The 20708-nt window shown below is 64.5% G+C and carries 22 protein-coding genes; 6 read left to right on the forward strand and 16 right to left on the reverse strand.

The genetic code is table 11. The features are described 5' to 3' along the window. Nucleotides 1-23: 23 nt before the first annotated feature. Nucleotides 24-521, reverse strand: coding sequence for a DUF3224 domain-containing protein (locus tag BLT98_RS07510; RefSeq protein WP_244517416.1), 498 nt, complete (start codon nt 519-521; stop codon nt 24-26). Nucleotides 522-577: 56 nt separating this feature from the next. Here BLT98_RS07510 and BLT98_RS07515 point away from each other — a divergent pair, with 56 nt between their 5' ends. After that, nucleotides 578-1420, forward strand: a complete 843-nt coding sequence (locus BLT98_RS07515) for a helix-turn-helix domain-containing protein (RefSeq protein ID WP_244517417.1) — start codon at nt 578-580, stop codon at nt 1418-1420. Here the strand turns inward: BLT98_RS07515 and denD are convergent. The 6 genes from denD to BLT98_RS07545 are packed head-to-tail and all read right to left on the reverse strand — an operon-like array spanning nt 1417 to nt 7396. After that, the gene (denD, locus tag BLT98_RS07520; protein WP_092606259.1) at nt 1417-2394 is read right to left on the reverse strand and encodes a D-erythronate dehydrogenase; all 978 of its coding nucleotides are present in this window, start codon (nt 2392-2394) and stop codon (nt 1417-1419) included. The genes BLT98_RS07515 and denD overlap by 4 nt on opposite strands. Before the next feature lie 2 nt (nt 2395-2396). Beyond that, entirely contained in the window at nt 2397-3188 is a 792-nt protein-coding gene (gene otnI / locus BLT98_RS07525; protein ID WP_092606261.1) for a 2-oxo-tetronate isomerase, read from the reverse strand. Nucleotides 3189-3208: 20 nt separating this feature from the next. After that, nucleotides 3209-3853, reverse strand: coding sequence for a 3-oxo-tetronate 4-phosphate decarboxylase (gene otnC, locus BLT98_RS07530; RefSeq protein ID WP_034788996.1), 645 nt, complete (start codon nt 3851-3853; stop codon nt 3209-3211). After that, nucleotides 3850-5151 carry a 3-oxo-tetronate kinase gene (gene otnK, locus BLT98_RS07535; protein WP_083299943.1) on the reverse strand — a complete coding sequence of 434 codons (1302 nt, stop codon included), beginning with the start codon at nt 5149-5151 and terminating at the stop codon, nt 3850-3852. Before otnK ends, otnC begins: the two co-directional genes overlap by 4 nt. A gap of 20 nt (nt 5152-5171) precedes the next feature. Then, nucleotides 5172-6071 (reverse strand): L-threonate dehydrogenase, encoded by a 900-nt coding sequence (ltnD, locus tag BLT98_RS07540; RefSeq protein WP_092606263.1) that lies wholly within the window; start codon nt 6069-6071, stop codon nt 5172-5174. A gap of 14 nt (nt 6072-6085) precedes the next feature. After that, nucleotides 6086-7396: an MFS transporter gene (locus BLT98_RS07545; protein WP_034789170.1), complete on the reverse strand. Its 1311-nt coding sequence runs from the start codon at nt 7394-7396 to the stop codon at nt 6086-6088. Nucleotides 7397-7604: 208 nt separating this feature from the next. Between BLT98_RS07545 and BLT98_RS07550 the strand changes: the two genes are divergently transcribed. Beyond that, nucleotides 7605-8417, forward strand: coding sequence for a FadR/GntR family transcriptional regulator (locus BLT98_RS07550; protein WP_092606265.1), 813 nt, complete (start codon nt 7605-7607; stop codon nt 8415-8417). 8 nt (nt 8418-8425) lie between these two features. Here BLT98_RS07550 and BLT98_RS07555 read toward each other — a convergent pair whose 3' ends face one another. After that, nucleotides 8426-9052, reverse strand: coding sequence for a flavin reductase family protein (locus tag BLT98_RS07555; RefSeq protein WP_070282101.1), 627 nt, complete (start codon nt 9050-9052; stop codon nt 8426-8428). Between the two features lie 194 nt (nt 9053-9246). On the opposite strand from BLT98_RS07555, the gene BLT98_RS07560 reads away from it, so the two are divergent. From BLT98_RS07560 to BLT98_RS07575, 4 genes are all read left to right on the forward strand, one after another. Beyond that, nucleotides 9247-10308, forward strand: a complete 1062-nt coding sequence (locus tag BLT98_RS07560; protein WP_092606267.1) for an AI-2E family transporter — start codon at nt 9247-9249, stop codon at nt 10306-10308. Nucleotides 10309-10601: 293 nt separating this feature from the next. Continuing rightward, nucleotides 10602-11066, forward strand: coding sequence for a hypothetical protein (locus BLT98_RS07565; protein WP_139179151.1), 465 nt, complete (start codon nt 10602-10604; stop codon nt 11064-11066). 74 nt (nt 11067-11140) lie between these two features. Beyond that, complete coding sequence (locus BLT98_RS07570; RefSeq protein ID WP_092606269.1) at nt 11141-12568, forward strand: Dyp-type peroxidase; 1428 nt, start codon at nt 11141-11143, stop codon at nt 12566-12568. Between the two features lie 125 nt (nt 12569-12693). After that, on the forward strand, nt 12694-13347 hold the full coding sequence (locus BLT98_RS07575) for a glutathione S-transferase family protein (protein WP_244517442.1): 654 nt from the start codon (nt 12694-12696) through the stop codon (nt 13345-13347). 19 nt (nt 13348-13366) lie between these two features. Here BLT98_RS07575 and BLT98_RS07580 read toward each other — a convergent pair whose 3' ends face one another. The 8 genes from BLT98_RS07580 to hflK all read right to left on the reverse strand — a co-directional run bounded on the left by BLT98_RS07580 (nt 13367) and on the right by hflK (nt 20708). Further along, nucleotides 13367-13672: an NIPSNAP family protein gene (locus tag BLT98_RS07580; RefSeq protein WP_092606271.1), complete on the reverse strand. Its 306-nt coding sequence runs from the start codon at nt 13670-13672 to the stop codon at nt 13367-13369. Beyond that, a complete protein-coding gene (locus BLT98_RS07585) occupies nt 13669-14595 on the reverse strand; it encodes a WD40 repeat domain-containing protein (protein WP_092606273.1) in 927 nt (308 codons plus the stop codon). Before BLT98_RS07585 ends, BLT98_RS07580 begins: the two co-directional genes overlap by 4 nt. After that, entirely contained in the window at nt 14592-15101 is a 510-nt protein-coding gene (locus BLT98_RS07590) for a GNAT family N-acetyltransferase (RefSeq protein ID WP_034789022.1), read from the reverse strand. Before BLT98_RS07590 ends, BLT98_RS07585 begins: the two co-directional genes overlap by 4 nt. 67 nt (nt 15102-15168) lie before the next feature. After that, nucleotides 15169-15714, reverse strand: a complete 546-nt coding sequence (locus tag BLT98_RS07595) for a phosphoribosyltransferase (RefSeq protein ID WP_034752020.1) — start codon at nt 15712-15714, stop codon at nt 15169-15171. Nucleotides 15715-15780: 66 nt separating this feature from the next. Continuing rightward, nucleotides 15781-17094: an adenylosuccinate synthase gene (locus tag BLT98_RS07600; protein WP_034789024.1), complete on the reverse strand. Its 1314-nt coding sequence runs from the start codon at nt 17092-17094 to the stop codon at nt 15781-15783. Between the two features lie 3 nt (nt 17095-17097). Next, entirely contained in the window at nt 17098-18258 is a 1161-nt protein-coding gene (locus BLT98_RS07605) for an ATP phosphoribosyltransferase regulatory subunit (RefSeq protein WP_070254058.1), read from the reverse strand. Nucleotides 18259-18528: 270 nt separating this feature from the next. After that, a complete protein-coding gene (hflC, locus tag BLT98_RS07610; protein WP_034789029.1) occupies nt 18529-19416 on the reverse strand; it encodes a protease modulator HflC in 888 nt (295 codons plus the stop codon). Continuing rightward, nucleotides 19416-20708, reverse strand: a complete 1293-nt coding sequence (gene hflK, locus BLT98_RS07615) for an FtsH protease activity modulator HflK (RefSeq protein ID WP_070254060.1) — start codon at nt 20706-20708, stop codon at nt 19416-19418. The genes hflC and hflK overlap by 1 nt, the downstream gene beginning before the upstream one ends.

Raw genomic sequence — 20708 nt, forward strand, 5'->3', positions numbered from 1 at the left:
CGGCTATCCGTGCCTTGGCTGGCCTACGGCTGCGGCAGCGAATAGTCGATGTCGTAGAAATGCTGGCCGTTGACGATGCGGATGGCCAGCGTGCCGCTGATGCCCGTCAGCTGCCCCGTGCCGGAATGCGGCACGATGACGATGGACAGCTGCTGCTTGCCATCGGCCATCGTGCCCGCATGCTGCGCCACGAAGCTGCCTTCCCTACCCTGCAGGACGCCCGTGATGGCTTCCATGGCGACATAAGCGGCCGCGCCCGTGGTGTCGGTGACGGCATTGAGCATCTCTCCCGTGGCAGTGGCGACCAGGTCGCCGGCATAGACTTTGTCGAGCAGTACCTTGCCCAAGGTCGTGCGCCCGGAGCGCTGCGGCGCTGCGGATGGCGTCATGGTGATGCTGAAACTTCCTGTGGCGTGCACATGCATGCGATGATCCCCTTCTGCAAACGAGGCGGCGCCGGCTGGCGCCACCGATAGACAACATGCGGCCAGCACCAGGCCCGGCAAGCTGTGTGATTTCATGAGTCCCCTTCAATCGATGCGAGAGAACCAGCTTAAGGCAGCGCAGGAGACAAATATTGGATAAAACCGACAGCACGCGCAATGTGCTCGCCGCGCGCGGCCAGGCGCCGAAAGGCATCGTCGACCCGCAGGCAGCGGCGCGCCGCATACGGCTGGCGACCTATCCGCCGGCTGGCGCGCTGGCGCCGTTCGTCGAGTACTTCTGGGTCGTGGAATGGGACAGGCGGGGCTGCGCGCCGCAGACGCAGCGCGTGCTGCCCTACCCGAACGCCCACCTGGTGTTCGAGCTTGGGCGCACCGCCATCCATGGCGTGGTGCGCGGCGCCTTTGACAGGCCCTTGATTGGTGCAGGCAAGGTGCTGGGCGTGCGTTTTGCGCCGGGCGGCCTGCGCCCGTTCATCACTCAGCCCTTATCGTCGTTCACCGATACGACCATCGCCGCCGATGCCCTGCTGGACATGCCGGCTGCGCGAGCCGAGGCGCTGGTACTGCGGCAAGCCGGCGATACGGCCATGGTGGCGCAGGCACAGGCGCTGCTGCAGGCAAGGCTGCCGCAAGTCGATGACGCCGCCCTGCTGGCCGCCAGGCTGACTGCCGCGGCGGCGGCCCGCAACGGCCCGGCGAGCGTGGCGCAGTTGTGCGAAAAGATGGCCATCGGCGAACGCCGGCTGCAGCGCCTGTTCGCCAACTACGTGGGCGTGCCGCCGAAATGGGTGATCCAGCGCTACCGACTGCAGGAAGCGATCTGGCGCCTGGCTCAGCCCGATGCGCCCGACCTGGCCAGCCTGGCGCATGAACTGGGCTTTTTTGACCAGGCCCATTTCAGCCGCAGTTTTGCTGAACTGGTGGGCAGTACGCCGCTCGACTATCGCCGCTCGCAGCTGGCGACAGTCGCCTAGCCGGCCGCTTTCATGTCGTCGACATACGCACGGATGATGGCGGCGAAATCCGCATCGGCCGTCAAACCCAGCGCTTCGGCCCGTGCCGTATCCCAGGCGCCGGGCCAGCTCTTGACGATGCGCTCGACGGCGGGATCGGGCGCGTAGCTGATGCGGGCCGCCACTTCGCTGCCGGCCACGGCTTCGAGTGAGGCGATCATTTCGCCCACGCTCACGCTCAAGCCCGGCAAGTTCACCGTGCGGCTGGCGCCAAACGCCTCGCCCGCCAATTCATGGCCGGCGATCAGGGAAGCGATGGCCCCGCGCGGCGACAGCAGCCACAGACGCAGGTCGGTGGACACGGGGCAGACGGCCGCCTCGCCATTCAAGGGTTCGCGGATGATGCCGCTGGCGAACGACGACGCCGCCTTGTTCGGTTTGCCCGGGCGCACGCTGATGGTCGGCAGGCGCAGCACGCGGCCATCGACAAAGCCGCGGCGGCTGTAATCGTTGAGCAGCAGCTCGCCGATGGCCTTTTGCGCGCCGTAGGACGATTGCGGGTTCAACGCCGTCGTATCCTGCACCACGTCCGGCAGCTTGCCGCCATACACGGCCACGGAACTGGTAAACACCACTTTCGGCTTGTGTCCCAGTTCGCGGCAGATATCGAGCAGCAAACGCGATGCATCGAGGTTGATGCGCATGCCCAGCTCGAAATCGGCTTCCGCCTGGCCGCTGACGATGGCGGCCAGATGGAAGATCGAGCTTGTCTGCGCATCGATGGTGGCGCGCATCAGGGCACCGTCGGCGATGTCGCCCGTGACGACTGTTACGCGCGCATCGTTGAAGTCATGCGCAGCCACCACGTCGACCAATACCAGCTCGCTGATCGTTTGCAACTGGCCCTGGCTGTCCGTCAGCTGGCCTTGCGCCAGCAACTGGCGCGCCAGGCGCTGTCCCAGGAAACCGGCGCCGCCGGTAATGAGTACTTTCATCTTCATGCTCCTTGTTTGTTGTTGTAAGCGGCGAGCCAGCCCAGACCATCTTCGGTGCGCCCGCGCGGACGGTATTCGCAGCCGATCCAGCCCTCGTAGCCCAGGTCATCCAGCAGCGTGAATAAATACGGGTAATTGACTTCGCCATCGTCCGGTTCATTGCGGGCCGGGACACTGGCGATCTGCACATGGCCGATGCCGTCGAAGTTGTTCCTGAAAGTCATGGCGATATCGCCCTCGACGATCTGCGTGTGATAAAAATCCATCTGCACCTTGACGTTGGCCGCGCCCGACTCCAGGCGCAGCGCATGGCCCTGCGCCTGCGTGACGAGGAAGTAGCCGGGCATGTCGCGTCCGTTGATCGGTTCGATCAAGAGTTCGATGCCATGCTCGCCCACGGCCCTGGCCGCGTACTGCAGATTGGCCAGGTAGGTGGCGCGGTGCAGGGCAAGGTCGGCGCCCACGGGCAGCAAGCCCGCCATCATGTGCACGCGCGGGGTGCCCAGCGCCAGCGCGTATTCGATGGCGCGCGCCACGCCAGCGCGGAATTCCGCTTCGCGGCCCGGCAGCGAAGCGATGCCCCGCTCACCGGCCGCCCAGTCGCCCGGCGGCAGGTTGAACAGCACGTTCTGCAAGCCGTGCTCGCGCAGCCATACCGCGACTTCCTGCGGCGCGTAATCGTAAGGGAACAGAAATTCGACGCCCTGGAAACCCGCTTGCGCGGCGGCGGCAAAGCGCTGCGGGAAGGGAACTTCATTGAACATCATGGTCAGGTTGGCGGCAAAGCGGGGCATGCGGTATCTCCTTGGGAATCTTATAGTTCGAGTTTGAACGTGTGCTTCAGGTCGGCGATCTGCGCCGCGTCGAGCGGGCGCGTGGGCACGTCGCGCAGCAGCAGGAACAGCTTGGCCGTCTCTTCCAGTTCCTCGGCCGCATACACGGCCGCTTCCAGGCTCGTGCCAGAGACGACGGGACCGTGATTGGCCAGCAGCACGGCCGAATGCTTGCGCGCCATGGCGCCAATCGCGCCCGCCAGCGCCGGGTCGCCCGGCCGGTGATACGGCACCAGGGGCAAGCGCCCCACCTTCATCACAAAATATGGCGTCAGGGGTGGAATGCAGTCGTCATGGTTCAAGCCGCACATGCACGACACGGCCGCCGAATGCGTCGAGTGCAAATGCACGATGGCGCCGGCACCGCCCCGCTCCGCATACATGGCGCGGTGCAGGAATGCCTCTTTTGACGGCGGCGCGCCGCTGATCAAGTTGCCGTCCCAGTCCAGCTTTGACAATTGCGCCGGATCGAGCCGCCCCAGGCTGGCATTCGTTGGCGTGAGCAGCCAGCCGTCGGACAGGCGCACGCTCAAGTTGCCGCTGCTGCCGGCCGTCAAGCCCCGCTCGAACAGCGACTTGCCGAAGTCGACGATCAGCTCGCGCTGGCGCGATTCCGTGGTGCTCATGCCAGCACCTGCCAGGCCTTGCTGAAGAAATCCACCGTGCCGAAATTGCCGGACTTGAGGGCCAGCGCCAACGGCGCCGCGCCATCTTCGCCCAGCGCCGGCAAGGCTTGTGTCCACGGCACGCCAGGATCGATCTCGGGCCCGATGCGCAAACCCGCCACGCCCAGCGCTTTTACTACCGCGCCCGACGTTTCGCCGCCAGCGACGATCAGCTGGCCCACGCCGAGGCGCACCAGCCCCTGCGCGATGGCGGCCAGGGTTTCCTCGACGAGGGCGCCGGCCCGCTCCACGCCCAGTTGCGCCTGCACGGCGCGCACGGCGTCCGGCGTGGCCGTGGCGTAGATCAGCACCGGGCCTTGCGCCAGGTGCGCGCCGGCCCAGGCCAGGGCTTGCTCCACGACGGCGTCGACCACCTCGCCACCGGCAGCCAGCTGCAAAGGGTCGACGTGGAACGATGGCGCCAGTTCGCGCAAGTGCGCCACCTGCTGCTGCGTGGCCACGGAGCAGCTGCCCGAGATCACGGCACGCAAGCCCGTCGGTGGGGGCAAACGTCCCGCCTGGCCCGCAGGCGATGGCGCCAGCTGGCCCCGCTGGCGGAAATTCTGTGGCAGTCCCAGGGCGATGCCGGAGCCGCCCGTGATCAGTTTCAGGTCGGCGCAGGCGGCGCCGATGGCTTCCAGGTCGCGGTTCGAGACGGCATCGACGACGGCGAAATGGCAGCCCTGGCCACGCAAGTCCGTAAAGCGCTGGGCGATGGCGGCGGCGCCCTTCTCCACCACGGAGAAATCGGCCAGGCCTACCTTGGCTTGCACCTGCTGCTGCAGCACGCGTACCAGGTTAGAATCCGTCATCGGCGTCAAGGGATGGTCGCGCATGCCAGATTCGGCCAGCGGCACGTCGCCGACGAACAGGTTGCCTTTGTAGATGGTGCGGCCGTTGGCGGGGAACGCCGGGCAGGCAATCGTAAAATCCGTGTCGAGCGCCCGCATCAGCGCCTCGGCCACGGGGCCGATATTGCCGCGCGGCGTGGAGTCGAACGTGGAGCAGTACTTGAAATAGAACTGCCTGCATCCGGCTTGCTGCAGCCAGGCCAGCGCGGCCAGCGATTCAGCCACCGCCTCCTCGGGCGCATTCGTGCGCGACTTGAGGGCGATGACGACGGCGTCGACATCGGCTGGCGGCGGACCTTGCGGCACGCCGATCAGCTGCACCGTGCGCATGCCGGCCTTGACCAGCATGCCGGCCAGGTCGGTGCCACCCGTGAAATCGTCGGCGATACATCCCAGTAGTACGGTCATGATTGTTCCTTTTTATTCAGTTACGCTTTCGCCGGCAGATCGATGCCCGGGAAAGTCTTGATGACGGCCGAGTCGTCCTCGCCGCCAAAGCCTGCCGCCGACGCCTGCATGAACATCTGGTGCGCCGTGGCCGACAGGGGCAGCGGGAACACGCTTTTTTTCGCGTAATCGAGCACGATGCCCAAATCCTTGACGAAGATATTCACGGCCGACAGCGGCGCGTAATCGCCTTTCAAAATATGCGGCACCCGGTTCTGGAACATCCAGGAACTGCCGGCGCTGTTCGAAATGACTTCGTACAGGGCGTCCGGATCGCAGCCGGCGCGCAAGCCCAGCGCCATCGCTTCGGCGGCGGCGGCGATGTGCACGCCGGCCAGCAACTGGTTGATCATCTTGACTTTCGAACCCTGCCCCGGCTGTTCGCCCAGGCGGTACAGCTTTGCACAGATGGCGTCGAAAATCCCGCCGCAAGCGTCGAACGCATCGGGCGCGCCGGCCGCCATCACCGACATCTCGCCGGCAGCCGCCTTGGCCGCGCCGCCGGAAATGGGCGCGTCGATGAAGCGCAGCCCCATGGCCGCCAGGCGCGCGCCCAGCGCCTCGGCAAACTCGGGCGCCACGGTGGCGCAGGCGATCACCACGCTGCCCGGCGCCAGGCTGGCCGCCGCGCCGTGTTCGCCAAACAGCACGGCCTCCGTCTGCTGCGCATTGACGACAACGATCAGCAAGGCTTGCACCTGCGCCGCCAGCGCGGCGGGAGACGGCGCCGCATGGGCGCCCTGGCCGGCCAGCGTCTGCACGGTTTCCGGACGCACGTCGCAGGCATGCACGTCGAAGCCCGCGCGCAGCAACGATTGCGCGATGCCCATGCCCATGGCGCCCAGGCCGATCACGCCCACTTTTTTGATTGCTACGTTCATCTTCTACTCCAGTTTTATTTGTTCACCAGCTTGGCCGGCACGCGCATGATGATGATGGCGCCAATCACCAGGATGCCGGCCAGCAGGTAGATGGCGATGTCGGTCGACTGTGTCAGGTCCTTGATGGAACCGATCATGTACGGCGCCGCGAAGCCGGCCAGGTTGCCCACCGAATTGATGGCGGCGATGCCGGCGGCGGCCGAGACGCCACCGAGGAAGGCCGTCGGCAAGCTCCAGAACATGGGCGAGGCGGCGAGGATGCCGCCGGCGGCGATCGTCAGGAAGAAGATGGCCCAGCCCGTGTTGTGGGCGCCGGCCAGCGCGCTGCAGACGATGGCGGCGGCGCCCACCACGAGCGGAATGGCCATGTGCCAGCGGCGTTCGCGGTATTTGTCCGAACTGCGGCCCAGCAGGATCATGGACGCCACGGCTACCGAGTACGGGATCGCCGTGAACAGGCCGATATTGAGCACGCCCGTCACGCCGGCCGCCTTGATCAGGCTGGGCAGCCAGAAGGTCAGCGAATACTGGCCCATCACGCAGCAGAAATAGATCAGGGCCATGACCCAGATGCGCGGGTCGGCAAACATGGCGCGGATCGACGGGTGCGAGACCTTGCCCTGCGCTTCCGTGGCGATGCGCTGTTCGAGGATGACTTTTTCATCTTCCGTCAGCCACTTCGCGGCGCGGATGCTGTTATCGAGGTACAGCAGCACGGCCACGCCCATCAGCGCGGCGGGAATCGCTTCGAGCACGAACATCCACTGCCAGCCCGCATAACCGTGCCAGCCGGCGAAGGTTTCCATGATCCAGCCCGACAGGGGGCCGCCGATCAGGCCCGCCACGGGAATGGCGGCCATGAAGGTGCACACCATGCGCGCGCGGCGCTCGGACGGATACCAGTAGGTCAGATACAGGATGATGCCGGGGAAAAAGCCCGCTTCGGCGATGCCGAGCAGGAAGCGCATGACGTAGAACTGGGTTGGCGTGGTAACGAACATGAAGGCGCCCGAGATGATGGCCCACGTGATCATGATGCGGGCGATCCACACGCGCGCGCCGATCTTGTGCAGCATCACATTGCTGGGCACCTCGAACAGGAAGTAGCCAAGGAAGAACACGCCCGCACCCAGGCCATACACGGTTTCGGAAAACTGCAGGTCGGCCAGCATTTGCAGCTTGGCGAAGCCCACGTTCACACGGTCGAGGTAAGCGACGATGTAGCACAGCATGAGGAAGGGAATGATGCGCCAGGTCACCTTGCGGTAGACGGCGTCATCGATGGTTTTCTGGCTTGCGGCCGCGCCGGCCGGCTGGCCCGGCATTGTCTGTGACACTTCCATGCTTGTCTCCTGATCACTGGGGGATCGACCGTGCCGGGTTTTTATGGTCCACCGGTGGTGGCTGGCAACTTGTCTAAAATTTGTATGGATGTATATTATGTGTGTGTTTTATGTGTGTCAAGCTGTATATTCCATATAATGGCAAGCAGGCAATCCCCATTTGAAAACCGTTAGCGCAAGGATGCACCCGATGGACCGCACGTTCAGCTTCACCCTTCCCCCGCCGGAGCCCGCTGCGGGCAGCTTCACCACCGGCACCCTGGGTGCGCGCGTGGCGGCACGGCTGCGCCAGCAGCTCCACCACGATGGCCTGGCCGGCGGCACGCGTTTGCCGTCGGAGCAAGCCATGGCCAGCCACTTTGGCGTCAGCCGCACGGTGCTGCGCGAAGCCATCGCCCTGCTGCAGGCGGACGGCATCCTCGTCACGCGCAAGGGCAGCGGCACGTTCGTGTGCGCGCAGGATGGCGCGAAGGCCGGGGAGCGGGGCGATGCGCTGACGGAGCAATCGGTGCAATCGCTGCTGAACCTGATCGAAGTGCGCCAGGGACTGGAAGCGGAAATCGCCGCGCTGGCAGCCGTGCGGCGCACGCCGGGCCAGCTGGCCGACATCGAACACGCGCTGCGGCGCATCGAGGAAGCCGTGGCGGCCGGCGTCGATGGCGTGGAAGAAGACGTGCGCCTGCACCTGTGCATCGCCGAGGCGACGGGCAACCCTTACTGGCCGAAGTTTGTTGCCATGTTCGCCGACCCGATCCGCTCGGCCGTCAAGGTGACGCGCGCGAATGAAGCGCGGCGCACGGACTTTTCCATCGAAGTGCGGCGCGAACATGAAAAGATCGTGCAGGCGATTGCCGACGGCGACCCGCAGCGGGCGCGCCAGGCGGCCATGGAACACATGCAGCATGCGGCCGAGCGCGTGCGCCTGGCCGACCGCGAATTCTGGCGCGGCGACGGCGGCGCGCTGGCCCGCACCCTGGGACGCGATCCCATCATGCAGAAATAAATCCTGGCTCAGGGATAGCTGGGCCGGCGCATGTGGAACAGGCTGTCCGGTCCGATCTCGAAATAATCGGCCGGACCGCCGCCGCGCAATATCGGCGCCGCTGCCGCGGTGTCGTACACGCCATCGGTCAGCAGGTGGCGCGCGATATGTACGCCCACCACCTCCCCCAGCACCAGCCAGCTGCCGACACCAGCGCCATTGACGCCCTGCAGCTCGATGATCTGCGTGCGCCGGCATTCGAAGGAGACGGGGCTTTCGGCCACGCGCGGCACATTCACGATGCGCGAGGCGGCCGGCGTCAGGCCGGCCAGCGCGAATTCATCGACCTCGGGCGGCGCCGGCGCGCAGCTGGCATTCATCGCCTCGGCCAGCGGACGGGTTGCCAGGTTCCACACGAATTCGCCCGTCTGCTCGATATTGCGCAAGGTATCCTTGCGGCCGATGCTGGAAAAACCGATCAGCGGCGGGTGGTAATTGAAGGCGTTGAAAAAGCTGTACGGCGCCAGGTTGAGCACGCCCTCGCCGCTGCGCGAAGCGATCCAACCGATGGGCCGCGGCCCCACGATGGCGTTGAAGGGATCATGCGGCAGGCCGTGGCCCTGTGCAGGTTCATAAAAGTGAATGTTGTCGGCCACGCGCGTTCCTGAAGTCCAAGTCAAAGGCGCCCGGGATGGAACGCCTGGAGCGACAGCTTACTGGATTTGCCGCTACCGTGTTGCCAGCCCGCCGCCAGGTGCGCTCGCGCACGCAGCACCACAATTGTGTAGCACACGGCCCTTGGCCTCGCTTATGATGGCACAACTCAACCATTATCATTCCGCTACCGCCCATGCATACACTCACGCTGCACCAGAAAGTGTTCTTGCTCCTCCTGAGCATCGTCACCATCGGCTTCGGCTGGATACTGGCGCCGTATGCGGGCGCCATCTTCTGGGGCGTCATCCTGGCGATCCTGTTCGCGCCCGTGTACCGCTGGCTGCTGCGGAAAACCAGGGGCCGTGCCGGCCTGGCGTCGCTGCTGACCTTGCTGCTCATCGTCGTCATCGTGATCCTGCCGCTGTCGCTCATTTCCGTGTCGCTGGTGAACCAGGCGGCCAGCGTCGTGGAAATGGTGCGTTCGGGCGAAATCACGGTCGCCATGTTCTTCAATAAAATCATGGCGGTGCTGCCGCAATGGCTGATCAACTTGCTCGAGCGCTTCCACCTGACCAGCCTGGCCAGCCTGCAGGACAAGCTGGCCGAGGGCGCCACGCAGGTGAGCCAGGTGGTGGCCGTGAAAGCCATCAATGTGGGCCTGTACACGTTTGAATTCCTCACCAGCCTGTGCATCATGCTGTACCTGCTGTTTTTCCTCATGCGCGATGGCTCCGCCCTGTCAGCCCGTATCAAGGGCGCCGTGCCGCTGAGCCGCAAATACAAGCAGCGCCTGTTCACCAATTTCACCACGGTGATCCGCGCCACGGTGAAAGGCAACATCCTCGTGGCGATCGCCCAGGGCGCCCTCGGCGGCCTGGCGTTCTGGTTCCTGGACGTGCCCGCGCCCCTGCTGTGGGCCGTGCTGATGGCCTTCCTGTCGCTGCTGCCGGCCGTCGGCGCCGCCCTCGTCTGGGCGCCCGTGGCCGTCTACTTCCTGGCCACGGGCGCCATCTGGCAAGGCGCAGGCCTGGCCGCCTTCGGCGTCTTCGTCATCGGCCTGGTCGACAACGTGCTGCGCCCCATCCTGGTCGGCAAGGACACCAAGATGCCCGACTACGTGGTGCTGCTGTCGACCGTGGGCGGCATGGCCCTGTTTGGCCTGAACGGCTTCGTCATCGGCCCCGTGGTGGCGGCCCTGTTCATCGCCTCGTGGGATCTGTTCGTCTCGGCCAGCGAATTCCAGGCCGAGGATTGAGGCGTGGCAATCGGGAGCGTCAGCGTCCCATCCTGCAAAAATAATGGCGACGGAACCCGGCTTGCCGGCGGCGCCCCTTGCGCTTCCCGAAACAGGCTGGAACAGCACGGCGGCAGAGTGTCCGCCTGCGCTGGCCAGCCTCGGCAACTATCCACATGAGACCGGATTTCATATCGACTATCATGTTGCAATAGTGCGCATTTAGCAACAAATGCGAAAATATAGCTTTTGACGCAGTGGGCGCCGCGGCGTAGTGTCGGTCCTCCCGACAACCACGTAATGAGGAGCCTCCCATGGCAAATCCACTGTGCTTAATGATGCCGGCGCTACCCGGCACCAATCCGACCGCCATCGCCGCAACATTGGTGGAATTCCAGGCAAAGATCAATGCCGCCCTCACCGAGATCGGTACCGTGCACTTTGCCCGCTTCACCCTGCTGGACCGCTCCCAGCCCAATCTGCTGCCCAACATTCAATCGGCGGGCACTTCCGATAGCCTGATCATCGGCGTGATCACCGAGTATGACGGCAACTTCAACGACTACATCGAAGATTTCGTGGGCAAACTGGGCGAGGTGTTCGACGCGCTGCTGCAATTTGTCGTGGGCGGCAAGGCGCTGATTCCTGTTGCCAACCATGTGGCCGCATTTGAAGCCTTCATCACGGCCAACGACGCCGCGCAGCACGTGCCCAATAACGGCCTGTATAGCGCCTATCCACAGACCGTCCAGAAAATCATCGCCGCATTCCGAACCTGAGCCGAAAGCCACGCCGGGGCTGCGCAAGCGGCCCCACCACCCTGCCAGCCACCACCCCAGCCCCCGGAGACAGCATGGCCGATTCCACCATCGATTACGACGACGTGCAAGGCACGATCCTGCGCGGCTACCGCGTCAACCTGGCGCGCCATTTCATCTTCAGCATCACGGATGCGGCGCAGGCACGGCGCACCATCGCGGCTCTGCTCGACGGCAGCGACGGCTTGCCGTCCATTACCACCGCGCGGCACATCCACCCCAAGCCGCCCTGCTTCCTGAATCTCAGCTTTACCGCTCCCGGCCTGTCGGCGCTGGGCGTTGCCGCGACCGACCTGACCACCTTTGACCAGGCATTTCAACGGGGCGCGGCCGATCCGGCCAGCGTCACTGCCGTGGGCGACGTGGGCGACAGCGCCCCCGAGCACTGGCTCGGCAACCTGGGGCCGGCTACCCAGCATGGCCAGGTGCATGCGCTGCTGAGCCTGTGGGTCAGCGAATCGACGGAAGTGCTACAGGCGACCTCGGCCACACTACGCCGCGCCTTTGCCGCGGGCTGGCGCGAACTGTATGCGCATGACGGCGTGGCCCTGCCAGACAACCGCGTGCATTTCGGCTACCGCGACAGCATCGCCCAGCCCGACGTCGATGGCGCCCCGCAGCGCAAGCGCGAACACGACCCTGACCCGCTCAACAGCGTGAAGACGGGGGAATTCCTGCTCGGCTATCCGAATGAAAACGGCGGCACCTACCAGGTGCAGCCGCCGCAGCTATCCACCAATGGCAGTTATGCCGCCTTCCGCATCCTGGAGCAGGACGTGCCCCTGTTCGACAGCATCCTGAGCCAGGGCGCGGCCAGTTCCGGACTCACGACCGAAATGGTGGCCGCCAAGATGTGCGGGCGCTGGCGCAACGGCAATCCGCTCGTGCTCAGGCCGGACGAGGCCGGGCCCGTGCTGCCAGACGCCAGCCTGAACCGCTTTCACTATGTCGATGGACAGCCGGACCTCGATGACACGCTGGGCCTGAAATGCCCGATCGGCGCGCACATCCGGCGCAATAATCCGCGCGACGAAGCCGTCGTGGGCGCCTCCGCCCGCCACCACCGCATCGTGCGGCGCGCCATGCCCTACGGCAGCGAATATGATCCGGCAGCGCCCATCGCAGAGCGGCGCGGCCTGGTCGGCTATTTCATCAATGCCAGCTTGCGCAATCAGTTCGAATTCCTGATGAAGCAATGGAACAATGACGATGCCTTCGTCAAATCGGCCGTCGGCCCGGCCGGTCCCAAGGCGGGCGATGCCACGTTCAACATCAGCGGCCAGGACGTATTCCTGGGCATCAACGACCCCGCCGTCAGTTCCTTCACCTTGCCCGGCGTGGGCGCCAAGGGAAGCGGCAATACCGAACTGCAGCATTTCTCGCGCAGTGTCATCACGCGTGGCGGCGTGTATTGCTTCTTCCCCAGCATCACGGGATTGCGCTACCTGGCGAACCTCGGCTAGGCGGGCGCGCCACGGGGGCAAGCGGGAACGGCGCGGACCGCTTGCATTGATCCTGTCATTGCACTATCGTTGGCACACGCGCGTGTTGCCAACCTTTCACAATGACAGGAGTTCCCACCGTGTAGCTGATACTCTACGGCCATCCCTTTTCCTCGTACACGCAGAAGGTGCTCATCGCGCTGTACGAGAACGCCATCCCGTTCTCCTTCCGCTGCCTGGCGCCGGACATGCCGCAGCACCTGCAGCAATGGCTGGAACGCTGGCCGCTGCGCAAGTTTCCGCTGCTGGTGGACGGCGAGCGCAACGTCGCCGAGACCAGCATCATCATCGAATACCTGCAACTGGCCCATCCCGGCCCGCTGCGCCTGCTGCCGGACGATCCGATGCAGGCGCTGGACGTGCGTTTTCTCGACCGCTATTTCGACCTGCACGTCATGACACAAGTGCAGCATGCCGTCGGCGCCGCCCTGACCGGCGACCCGGTGAAGACAAGGGAAGGCCGCGCGTTTGCCGGCGAAAAGCTGGACCTCGCCTACGCCTGGCTGGAAGAGCGCCTGGCCGGCAGGACGTGGGCCGCCGGCGACCACTTCAGCCTGGCCGACTGCGCCGCCGCCCCCGCGCTGTTCTACGCGGACTGGACCCAGCCGATTCCCGCAACGCTGCCCCTGCTGCGCGCCTACCGCGCGCGCCTGCTGGCCCGCCCCTCGTTCGCCCGGGCGGTGGAAGAGGCGCGCCCATACCGCCACCTCTTCCCCCTGGGCGCGCCGCAGCGCGACTGACCTTGTTCAGTAAACCTGTTCAGCCAAACACGGGGCGGAAAAAACTGCGCTCGTAGCTGACGATGCAGCGCGTCTCTTCCGCATAGCGGAAGGCGGCCTGGCATTCGGCGTCCTGCATCGAGTCAATGCGGTACTGCTCGTACAACGCCAGGCTGGGAAACGAGAACATGGCCAGCGCCACGTTGCTGGCGCCTTCGGAGGGTAAAAAGTAGCCGTGGTGCTGGCCGCCGAAACGCTCGACCAGCGGTATCCACAGCTTGCCGTAGGCTTCGAATTCCTTCAGTTTGTACGGATCGATGACGTAGCGCAGGTAGCAGGTGATCATGAGTCTTCCTTTTGTAAATTCAGTTCCATCAGCATGCCAGCTTCCCAGGAACCGATGGCGGCCAGTGGCGAGCCAGGCAAGAAGTCCAGCGCGCAGGGATAGGCAACGGCGTGTTCGGCAAGCACGCCGAGTCCCGGCCAGGCGTAGAACAGCAGCTTGCCCTTGCCGATGCGCCCCAGCGCGCTGCCCTCGGGCAGCCAGCGCAAGGCGCCGCCCGTGCCGCCGCCCGCCTCCACGGCCACCGTGGCCAGCCGGCGGCCATCAGCCAGCGCATGCACGGACAGTGACTCTTGGCCGTCAGCGTAATGCAGCACTGCCAGGAGCGTGCCATCGGGCGACGGCGCGCACGACGCCAGCTTCGGCAGCGACAGCACCACGCGGCCGGCGCCCGCCTGCAGCGGCCAGTCCCACACGCTGCAATAGTCGGGCGGCTGCACTTGCCCCTCTTCCACCGATTTGACGCCATGCAGGAGCAGCAAACGCCGTCCGCCATCGATAGCCCACATGCCGCGCAGCATCTCGCCCGGGTGCGCCTGCGTGAAAAGCGCCTCGCCCGTCTGCGCGTCGCGCACCCGCAGGCGGCCATCCCAGCCGCCGTCGGCAAGATACTGCCCGCAAGGCGACCACGCGGGACCGCAGCCTTCGCCATCCTTCTTGTTCTGGAAGTTGAAGGTCAGCTGGCCCGATTGCACATCCACCACGGCCAGCTGGCCCGTCGTGCTCTTGATGGCGAGCCGGCTGCCATCGGGCGAGAAGGCCATGCCCGACATGTGCGCGATGAATTTGCCGCGCCACAGTTTCTGTCGTGCCGCCACGTCCCACAGCACCAGGTCGCGCCCCAGCACGGCCAGGCGCGTGCCATCGGGTGAAAACCGCACGCCGTAGCTGCAGCCCAGTTTCAAGGGCCTGCGCGTCGCCGTCACGGGCGTGCCAGGCGGTACACGACGCAATCGAGGTCGTAATGGCGCCCCATGCCCACGTATTGCATGCCCAGGCGCGTCATGACCTTGATCGAGGCGGCATTGTCCGGATGGGCCACGGCCACCACTGCGGGCGCGCCGACGACATCGAACGCGTGCGCGACGATGGCGGCAGCCGCCTCGCTGGCATAGCCCTGGCCCCAGCCTGTACGCGCCAGGCGCCAGCCGATTTCATGCGGTTTAGTCTTGTCGCCATCGAGATGCTGCAGGCAAGCCATGCCCACCATCTCGCCATCATCGAGGCGTATCAGCGCCCACCACGAATAGCCCCACTCGGCCCAGCGGCCCGTGATGCGCGTGACGGCCGCGCGCGTATTCTCTTCCGTCTCGGGCTGGCCCGCATTCAGATACGTCATCACCTCGGGATCCGTGTTGAGGGTGCGCATGCGCTCGTAGTGCTGCTCGGTGATCGGTTCCAGGCGCAGACGCGCCGTCGTCAGTATGGTCATGGCATTTCCTTGGACGAAAAAAAAGACGATACACGATCGTCTTTTTTTAGCAAGAGTGCACGCAAAATTACTTGCCTGCTTCGCCCTTCTTGATCCACGCCGCCAGCTGGTGCGGACGCAGGCCGTCGTAGTCTTCGAACGGCTGGTGGATCCACGGATTGTGCGGCAGTTCGTCCAGGAAGTAGTCGGGACGCACGACGGAGCAGCCTTTCAGCCAGATCACGGCCGATTTGACTTCGGTCACGTCAGGGAAGTTTTCCTTCAGGTGACGCGTGACCTTGTCCAGGGTGACGCCGGAATCGGCCAGGTCGTCGACCAGCAGGATGCGGCCAGCCAGCGGGCCCTTGGTCATCGTCATGTACTTGGCGATATCGAGGTCGCCGCGCACCGTGCCCGCGTCTTCGCGGTAGGAGCTGGTCGACAGGATGGCCAACGGCAAATCAAAAATGCGCGAGAACACGTCGCCGGGACGCACGCCGCCGCGCGCCAGGCACAATACCTGGTCGAATTTCCAGCCCGATTCGTAGACCTTGAGCGCCAGGCGCTCGATCAGGCGGTGGTATTCTTCCCAGTTGACCCAGAGATGTTGATCGTTCGATTGTGGGGTAGTCATGATAGTGAAATCTTATTATTAGCGTGATTAAAAAAATCCGCCTTGCGGCGGATTGTGTCCAGCAGCTTACTCGAATGGGTGGCGCAGCACGATCGTTTCTTCACGATCCGGACCGGTCGAAACCATGTCCACCGGCACGCCGACCAGTTCTTCGATGCGCTTGATGTAAGCGCGCGCCGTTGCCGGCAGGGCCGCCAGCGATTTCGCGCCGACCGTGCTTTCCGTCCAGCCTGGCATCTCTTCGTACACAGGTACGCAACGGGCGGCTTCTTCGGCGCCCGATGGGAAGATGTCCGTGGCCACGCCGTCGATGGTGTAGCCGGTGCACAGTTTCAGCGTTTCGATACCATCCAGTACGTCCAGCTTGGTCAGGCACATGCCCGTCACGCCGTTGATCTGCACGGAGCGGCGCAGCAAGGCGGCGTCGAACCAGCCGCAGCGGCGGGCACGGCCCGTCACGGTGCCGAATTCATGGCCGACTTGCGCCAGGTGGTGGCCGACGCCCGCATCCGTTGGCAGTTCCGACGGGAACGGGCCGGAGCCGACGCGCGTCGTGTACGCCTTGGTGATGCCCAGGATATAGTGCAGCATGCCAGGACCGACGCCCGAACCGGCGGCGGCATTGCCAGCCACGCAGTTCGACGAGGTGACGAACGGATAGGTGCCGTGGTCGACGTCGAGCAGGGAACCCTGTGCGCCTTCGAACAGCAGGTTCGCGCCGGCCTTGTGCGCCTTGTACAGCGCGCTCGACACGTCGGTGACCATCGGGCGCAGGCGCGGCACATAGGCCAGCGCGTCGTCGAGGGTCTTCTGGTAATCGATGCGCGGAGCTTTCAGGTAGTGCTCCAGCACGAAGTTGTGGTAATCGAGGTTTTCCGCCAGTTTTTCAGCGAAACGGCTCTCGTTCAGCAGGTCGGCGACGCGGATGGCGCGACGCGCCACCTTGTCTTCGTAGGCCGGGCCGATGCCCTTGCCGGTGGTGCCGATCTTGGCCGCGCCGCGCGCAGCTTCACGGGCCAGGTCGAGTGCCGAGTGGTAAGGCAGGATCACCGGTGCGGCGTCCGACACTTTCAGGCGCGAGGCGACTTCGACGCCGACGGCTTCCAGCTTGTCGATTTCGCGCAGCACGTCCGGCACGGAAACGACCACGCCGTTACCGATGTAGCAGGCGACGCCTGGACGCATGATGCCCGACGGGATCAGCTGCAGCGCGGTTTTCACGCCACCGATGACCAGCGTGTGGCCTGCATTGTGGCCGCCCTGGAAGCGCACCACACCCTGGGCGTGATCGGTCAACCAATCGACGATCTTGCCTTTACCTTCATCGCCCCATTGGGTGCCGATGACAACAACGTTCTTTGCCATAATTTTCTTTGACATCACTCAACCTAAGTTTTTAAGAATCCAGCTACTACCATTATCGGCAAGTACCAGCACGCGATCGCACTCGAACTCGTCTTGTTCATTACTGTGACCCGGCATACTCTGGATCACGACCTCGCCCGCCTTGCGCAACTCGGCGATTTTTTCCTTCAATTCTGGCGCGCTGCCCCACGGCGCGCGGATCGAATGCTTCCGTTCCGCGGTCGGCAACAGGCGCGCCAGTTCGCGCAAATCGAGCGAGAAGCCGGTCGCGGGACGAGCCCGGCCGAACGCTTCGCCGACGTGGTCATAACGGCCGCCGCGCGCAACCGCGTTCGGCAAGCCAGGTACATACAGCGCAAACATCGCGCCACTTTCATATTGGTAGCCGCGCAGGTCGGCCAGGTCGATCGCCACTTCGGCGCGGCCCAGCGCGGATCCTGCCAGCGCGGCCAGTTCGGCCAGCGCCTTGAGCACGCCCGGCAGCGGCGGCAGCACTTCGCGCGCACGCGCCAGCACGTCGATGTCGCCATACAGGTTCGGCAAGGCCAGCAGCGCATCGCGCGTCACGGCGTCATAGCCGGCCGTGAGGGCGCGCAGGCCCGGCGCATCTTTCGCGCGCAGCAGGGTGTACAGCGCAGCTTCGTCGCGCTCGGCATTGGCGTCTTGCGCAATGATAGCGCGCAACAGGCCGACGTGCGACAAATCCAGGCGTACCGCGTCGAATCCGGCCAGTGCCAGCGAAGCGAGCGCCAGTTCCTGGATCTCGGCATCCGCTTCCAGGCCGGCGTGGCCATAGATTTCGGCGCCGATCTGCAGCGGCTCGCGGGTGGCGTGCAGGCCCGACGGACGGGTATGCAGCACGCTGCCGGCGTAGCACAGGCGGGTGACGGTGGCACGGTTGAGCAGGTGCGCGTCGATGCGCGCCACTTGCGTCGTCATGTCGGCGCGCAGGCCGAGCATGCGGCCCGACAGCTGGTCGACCAGTTTGAACGTGCGCAGGTCGGTATCCTTGCCAGCGCCAGTCATCAGCGATTCCAGATACTCGAGCAGCGGCGGCATCACCAGTTCATATCCGTACAGACGGAAATTATCCAGCATGAGGCGGCGCAGCTCTTCGATCTTGCGCGCTTCCGACGGCAGAACATCGGCAATATTTTCGGGCAAAAGCCAATTCGGCATGAGGGAGCGAGATACGGAAGAAAGTTGAAAAAATGCATCATGCGAGGCAGCGGCAGGCGCGCCAGGCAAGAGGCCGAACCTGATATTTTACGCGAAAACACGGGCCTTTAGGGATAAGTTGTCCGAAACGCTGCCGCACAGCCCTAAAAACACCGCATTTTACGCCTTCCCGCAACAACATGGCGGACACAAAAAAACGGGGCCGGCATTGATGCCGGCCCCGCTGCTGCCGCACCCGTCCTTGCGGCCGGGCGCAGTCTGGATGCTGCCTTACTTCTTGGCCGAGCCGGCTGCGCCGCCGCCCTTGAAGTACTTGAAGAATTCCGAACTCGGATCGACCACCATCACGTCGCCCTTGTCCTTGAACGTGGCGCGGTAGGCTTCCAGGCTACGGTAGAACTTGTAGAACTCCGGATTCCTGCCAAACGCTTCCGCATAGATCTGCGATGCCTTGGCATCGCCCTCGCCGCGGATCTTCTCGGCTTCGCGATACGCTTCGGCCAGGATCACCGTGCGCTGCTTGTCGGCGTCGGCGCGGATTTTCTCGGAGTCGGCCGAACCGGTCGAACGCAGCTCATTGGCCACGCGCACGCGCTCGGACTTCATGCGCTCGTACACGGAGTTGTTGATCTGCTCGACGTAGTCGACGCGCTTCAGGCGCACGTCGACGATTTCCACGCCGATGGCCTTGGCTTCCGCCGAGACCTTCGCCAGGATCGCTTCCATCACCTTGCCGCGCTGGCCCGAGATCACTTCGCGCACGGTGCGCTTGGTGATTTCATCGTTCAGCGCTGCCTTGACGATTTGCGACATGCGGTTGCGGGCCGGCTTTTCATCGCCGCCAAAGCTGCGGAAATACAGGCGCGGGTCGGCGATGCGCCACTTCACGTACGCGTCGACGAGGATGTTCTTCTTTTCGGCCGTGATGAAGCGTTCTGGTTCCGGCGTATCCAGGGTCAGGATGCGCTTGTCCAGGTACAGCACGTTCTGGAACGGCGGCGGCAGCTTGAAATACAGGCCCGGCGTGCTGATGACTTCCTTGACTTCACCGAGGGCGAAGACGACCGCATACTTACGCTGGTCGACCACGAACACGGTCGAGGACAAGAGCATGATCGCGATAAAGCCCGCGATCAGGGCGGCTACGATACGGTTCATTAGCGGCTCTCCCGTTCACGCGAAGAGCGGCTGTCGCGGCGCGTATTGACTTCTACTGTCGGCATGGCTTCCTGTGGTAAAACGGTGTTGGCTGCGGGTGTCGCGGCAGCACGGGCGGCGGCAGCGGCAGCGTCGGTGGCAGCCGTCTGGGCGATCAGCTTGTCGAGCGGCAGGTACAGCAGATTGCTGCCCGTCTTCGCGTCAACCATGACCTTGCTGGCACTGCTGAACACTTGCTGCATCGTTTCGAGGTACATGCGGTCGCGCGTGACAACCGGCGCCTTCTGGTACTCGACCAGCACCTGCTTGAAGCGCGAAGCATTACCAGCGGCGTTCTCGGTCACCATCGCGCTGTACGCGGCCGCTTCCTCCATCAGGCGGAATGCGGCGCCGCGGGCTTTTGGAATGACGTCGTTGGCGTAGGCCTGGCCTTCATTCTTCTGGCGCTCGCGGTCCTGGCCTGCCTTGACGGCATCGTCGAAGGCGGCTTGCACCTGCTCCGGCGGCTGCACGGCCTGCATCGTCACGTTGGTGATGACGGCGCCGACCTTGTAGCGGTCGAGAATCTGCTGCATCAGCTGCTGCGTATCGTAAGCCACCTTTTCGCGGCCCTCGTACAGCACGAAGTCCATCTTGCTGCGGCCGACGACTTCGCGGATCGCCGTTTCGGCGACCTGGCGCAGGGTGTCTTCCTGGTCGCGCGTGTTGAACAGCCACGCCACGGGATCCTTCAGGGTGTATTGCACCGCGAACTGGATGTCGATGATGTTTTCATCGTCCGTCAGCATCAGCGACTCGCTGGCCTGCTTGTTGCGCAGCGACTGGCGGTAACCCACTTCCACCGTGCGCACCTGCGACACGTTGACGGTTTCGTCGGTCTGGAACGGGTACGGCCAGCGCCAGTTGAAACCGGCCGGCGTGGTGTGGCTGTACTTGCCGAACGTGAGCACGACGCCGTTCTGGCCCTCTTGCACGATGAAGGCGCCGCTGGCGAGCCAGATGAAGACGGCGATCACGCCGACCACGCCGGCGGTGATGCCGGCGCCCTTCATGTCGGGACGCGGGCCACCGCCGCCACCGTTGTTATTGCCGCCGTTGTCGGGACGGTTCTTCTGTCCGAAAAAGGCGTTCAGGCGCTGATTGAAATCGCGCCACAACTGATCGAGGTCCGGCGGACCTTCGCCGGGCTTTTTGCCTTCTTGGGCTTTCTTGCCGTCGTCCTTGCGATTGCCCCAGCGGGGATCGTTCAGGGACAACTTCAAGCCTGTTTTTTTGAGTAGGGAGACAAGCAT

Origin of the sequence: Janthinobacterium sp. YR213, from assembly GCF_900099875.1 — a bacterium.
Classification (GTDB): domain Bacteria; phylum Pseudomonadota; class Gammaproteobacteria; order Burkholderiales; family Burkholderiaceae_D; genus Janthinobacterium; species Janthinobacterium lividum.

Coding starts and splice junctions, on each gene's coding strand:
- BLT98_RS07510 (WP_244517416.1), bottom strand. CDS start 521: ATGAAATCACACAGCTTGCCGGGCCTGGTGCTGGCCGCATGTTGTCTA.
- denD (WP_092606259.1), bottom strand. CDS start 2,394: ATGAAAGTACTCATTACCGGCGGCGCCGGTTTCCTGGGACAGCGCCTG.
- otnI (WP_092606261.1), bottom strand. CDS start 3,188: ATGCCCCGCTTTGCCGCCAACCTGACCATGATGTTCAATGAAGTTCCC.
- otnC (WP_034788996.1), bottom strand. CDS start 3,853: ATGAGCACCACGGAATCGCGCCAGCGCGAGCTGATCGTCGACTTCGGC.
- otnK (WP_083299943.1), bottom strand. CDS start 5,151: ATGACCGTACTACTGGGATGTATCGCCGACGATTTCACGGGTGGCACC.
- ltnD (WP_092606263.1), bottom strand. CDS start 6,071: ATGAACGTAGCAATCAAAAAAGTGGGCGTGATCGGCCTGGGCGCCATG.
- BLT98_RS07545 (WP_034789170.1), bottom strand. CDS start 7,396: ATGCCGGGCCAGCCGGCCGGCGCGGCCGCAAGCCAGAAAACCATCGAT.
- BLT98_RS07550 (WP_092606265.1), top strand. CDS start 7,605: ATGGACCGCACGTTCAGCTTCACCCTTCCCCCGCCGGAGCCCGCTGCG.
- BLT98_RS07560 (WP_092606267.1), top strand. CDS start 9,247: ATGCATACACTCACGCTGCACCAGAAAGTGTTCTTGCTCCTCCTGAGC.
- BLT98_RS07565 (WP_139179151.1), top strand. CDS start 10,602: ATGGCAAATCCACTGTGCTTAATGATGCCGGCGCTACCCGGCACCAAT.
- BLT98_RS07570 (WP_092606269.1), top strand. CDS start 11,141: ATGGCCGATTCCACCATCGATTACGACGACGTGCAAGGCACGATCCTG.
- BLT98_RS07580 (WP_092606271.1), bottom strand. CDS start 13,672: ATGATCACCTGCTACCTGCGCTACGTCATCGATCCGTACAAACTGAAG.
- BLT98_RS07590 (WP_034789022.1), bottom strand. CDS start 15,101: ATGACCATACTGACGACGGCGCGTCTGCGCCTGGAACCGATCACCGAG.
- BLT98_RS07595 (WP_034752020.1), bottom strand. CDS start 15,714: ATGACTACCCCACAATCGAACGATCAACATCTCTGGGTCAACTGGGAA.
- BLT98_RS07600 (WP_034789024.1), bottom strand. CDS start 17,094: ATGTCAAAGAAAATTATGGCAAAGAACGTTGTTGTCATCGGCACCCAA.
- BLT98_RS07605 (WP_070254058.1), bottom strand. CDS start 18,258: ATGCCGAATTGGCTTTTGCCCGAAAATATTGCCGATGTTCTGCCGTCG.
- hflC (WP_034789029.1), bottom strand. CDS start 19,416: ATGAACCGTATCGTAGCCGCCCTGATCGCGGGCTTTATCGCGATCATG.
- hflK (WP_070254060.1), bottom strand. CDS start 20,708: ATGCTTGTCTCCCTACTCAAAAAAACAGGCTTGAAGTTGTCCCTGAAC.